This window comes from Holdemanella biformis DSM 3989 (assembly GCF_000156655.1).
GTDB classification, from domain to species: domain Bacteria; phylum Bacillota_I; class Bacilli_A; order Erysipelotrichales; family Erysipelotrichaceae; genus Holdemanella; species Holdemanella biformis.
Genome location: NZ_DS996843.1, coordinates 104,778 through 107,584, shown reverse-complemented (window position 1 = coordinate 107,584; position 2,807 = coordinate 104,778). Strand labels below are relative to the sequence as shown.

Genomic DNA, 2,807 nt, shown 5'->3' with positions numbered 1-2,807 from the left:
ACTTGAACAAGGTAGTGAGAAAAAAGAGCTAGAGATGTATCAAAAAATGATGGACAAAGGATTTGGAATTAAGGCTATCGCATCCATCTTCTCAGTAAGTGAAGAGTCTGTTAAAAAGTTGTTGATGAAAGCTTAGGAGAGTGGATGTTATGCATTCGTTCTTTATCAATAATTATGAAGAACATTCGATAAAATGTTTGAAATATTAACTTTTTTTCACATATATACAGTAGAAATGAAATATATGAAGTAAATGTAAGATGTAGACATGATGCAGACCTATTTTGTGAGTGGTTAGTAAGTGGACAATTGTTAACCATCTGTTTATAATGAATCTAGAAGGGAGCTAACATAAAATGTCAATTATTAAATTAAATCCAGCCTTTAAAGATTATCTTTGGGGCGGAACAAAATTAAAAGAAAATTATGGTAAAAAGACTGATATGGATCCTGTCGCAGAAAGTTGGGAATTGTCTGTACATCCAGATGGACCAAGTATTGTTGCGAGTGGTGAATATGAAGGCTTATCATTTCCTGAATATTTAGAAAAAAAGGGGAAGGGTGTTTTAGGAACAAAGGGGAATACATTTGAATTTTTCCCAATCTTAATTAAATTTATTGATGCCAAACAACCATTATCGATTCAAGTGCATCCAGATAATGAATATGCACTTCGTGTAGAGCACGAATATGGAAAAACTGAAATGTGGTATATTTTAGATTGTGAACCAGATTCATTCTTATATTTTGGAGTAAATAAAGAAATTACTAAAGAGGAATTTGAACGTCGAATCCAAGATAATACGTTATTAGACGTGTTAAAGGCAGTCCCAGTACATAAGGGAGATGTTTTCTTTATTAAGTCTGGAACAATTCACGCGATTGGTGCTGGTATTCAGATTTGTGAAATTCAACAAAATTCAAATACAACATATCGTGTTTATGATTTTGGTCGTGTTGGAAAAGATGGTAAGCCTCGCGAATTGCATATTCAAAAGGCAATTGATGTTTCAAATTTAAGTCCAATTGAATCTGACTTTAAACCATGTGGACCAGAAGAGAAGAATGGGGATTGTGATACGGTTCGCTTGGCAACTTGTGAATACTTTACTACATTTGAATCTACATTAAATGGTACAACTACGCTTCATGTTGATGATGAAAGCTTTGGTTCTATCTTGTTGATTGAGGGTAATGCGACAATTGAAAATGATGGTACAACTTTAGAAGTAAACAAAGGCGATTCTGTATTTATTGATGCGAATAGTGGTGATGTAAAAATCACAGGAAACTGCCAATGGATCTTTAGCATGGTTTAATCCCCTGCCTCTTTTTAGTTATGAAAGAATTTCAAAAAGATTTAATAGACTGGTATATTAAAAATCATCGTCCTTTAGAATTTCGTTTAAAGAAAGATCCTTATGAAATATGGATCAGTGAAATTATGGCGCAGCAGACACGGATTGAGGCTATGCTTCCTTACTTTAAAAGGTGGATACAACAGTTGCCAGATATTGAGAGTGTCGCAAAGTGTGATGATGAAAAGTTAAATAAATTGTGGCAAGGACTAGGTTATTATTCGCGTTGTAAAAATATTAAGAAGTGTGCTATTGAATGTGTTGAAAAATATAGTGGGAAATTGCCTTGTACAAAAGAAGAATTATTAAAATTACCAGGAATTGGCCCATACACGGCAGGTGCTATAGCTTCCATTGCGAATGGACAAAGAGTAAGTGCAGTCGATGGAAATGTGATTCGTGTATTTTCTAGGTTGTATAATATTTTTGAAGATGTTACCAAGACAAGTGTGAAGAAACAGATTGAAGAGTTGGTAGATGAAAGTCTTCCTTCAAAAGAAGAAATTTCCTATTATAATCAAGCCATAATGGAGTTGGGAGCTCTTATTTGTATTCCTAAAAATCCTAGGTGTGAATTGTGTCCAGTTAAAAAGTATTGTGATGCCAAAGATCCTGGCAGTTTGCCTTACAAGGCGAAAAAGAAAATGCGAAAAATAGAATATAAACATTTATATATATTGGTGCATAAAGATAAGGTACATGTAGTTAAAAGAGCGGATACCGGCTTATTGGCTGGGCTTTATGGTTTTGATGAAACGAAACCAGAACATATTATAGAAAGTATTGAATTAGAACCTTATATACATATTTTTTCACATGTAGAGTGGCACATGGATGCAACGTTATGTATAGTAGATAGGGAAGATTCGAATTATAAGACAGTAGAAGAAATCGAAGAGCATATCGCAATGCCTAGTGCGTTTATGCCATTTATGAAACAAGTAAAGGAGTATTTATGGAAAAAGTAGAAATTGAAAGTTTTACTTTAGATCATACTAAAGTAAAAGCACCATATGTGCGTTTGATTAGTGAAGAACAAGGACCTAATGGAGATATTGTATCGAATTTTGATGTTCGTTTATGCCAACCGAATCGACAAGAGATTCCAACTGGAGTTATGCATACTTTAGAACATTTATTCGCATTATATCTTCGCCCAAGAATTTCTGGCTATTTAGATTGCTCACCATTTGGATGTCGTACAGGATTTCACCTTTTAGCATGGGGAAAACATTCAAGTAAGGATGTTGCGATTGCTGTAAAAGAAGCTTTAAAGCTAATCATAACTACAGAATGGGAAGATGTTCCGGGTACTGAAGAAAAAGAATGTGGCAACTATAAAGACCATTCTTTATTTGGTGCTAAAGAATGGGCTAAGGAAATTCTAGAAAAAGGAATGAGTTGTGATCCGTTCGAAAGAAAAATTGTGTAAGAGAATGTAAAATTCTC

3 protein-coding genes are annotated in these 2,807 nt (G+C 34.0%); all 3 read left to right on the top strand.

Annotated features, from left to right (window positions below):
* The first annotated feature begins 356 nt into the window (after positions 1 to 356).
* The 3 genes from EUBIFOR_RS07215 to EUBIFOR_RS07205 are packed head-to-tail and all read left to right on the top strand — an operon-like array spanning position 357 to position 2,790.
* Positions 357 to 1,319 (top strand): type I phosphomannose isomerase catalytic subunit, encoded by a 963-nt coding sequence (locus EUBIFOR_RS07215; RefSeq protein WP_003865337.1) that lies wholly within the window; start codon positions 357 to 359, stop codon positions 1,317 to 1,319.
* Positions 1,320 to 1,339: 20 nt separating this feature from the next.
* Positions 1,340 to 2,326 carry an A/G-specific adenine glycosylase gene (locus tag EUBIFOR_RS07210; RefSeq protein WP_003865336.1) on the top strand — a complete coding sequence of 329 codons (987 nt, stop codon included), beginning with the start codon at positions 1,340 to 1,342 and terminating at the stop codon, positions 2,324 to 2,326.
* Positions 2,314 to 2,790: an S-ribosylhomocysteine lyase gene (locus EUBIFOR_RS07205; RefSeq protein ID WP_003865335.1), complete on the top strand. Its 477-nt coding sequence runs from the start codon at positions 2,314 to 2,316 to the stop codon at positions 2,788 to 2,790. The genes EUBIFOR_RS07210 and EUBIFOR_RS07205 overlap by 13 nt, the downstream gene beginning before the upstream one ends.
* The last annotated feature ends 17 nt before the right edge of the window (positions 2,791 to 2,807 follow it).

What these genes read in the sequence shown, in the direction of transcription:
- EUBIFOR_RS07215 (WP_003865337.1), top strand. Translation starts at nt 357, where the DNA reads ATGTCAATTATTAAATTAAATCCAGCCTTTAAAGATTATCTTTGGGGC.
- EUBIFOR_RS07210 (WP_003865336.1), top strand. Translation starts at nt 1,340, where the DNA reads ATGAAAGAATTTCAAAAAGATTTAATAGACTGGTATATTAAAAATCAT.
- EUBIFOR_RS07205 (WP_003865335.1), top strand. Translation starts at nt 2,314, where the DNA reads ATGGAAAAAGTAGAAATTGAAAGTTTTACTTTAGATCATACTAAAGTA.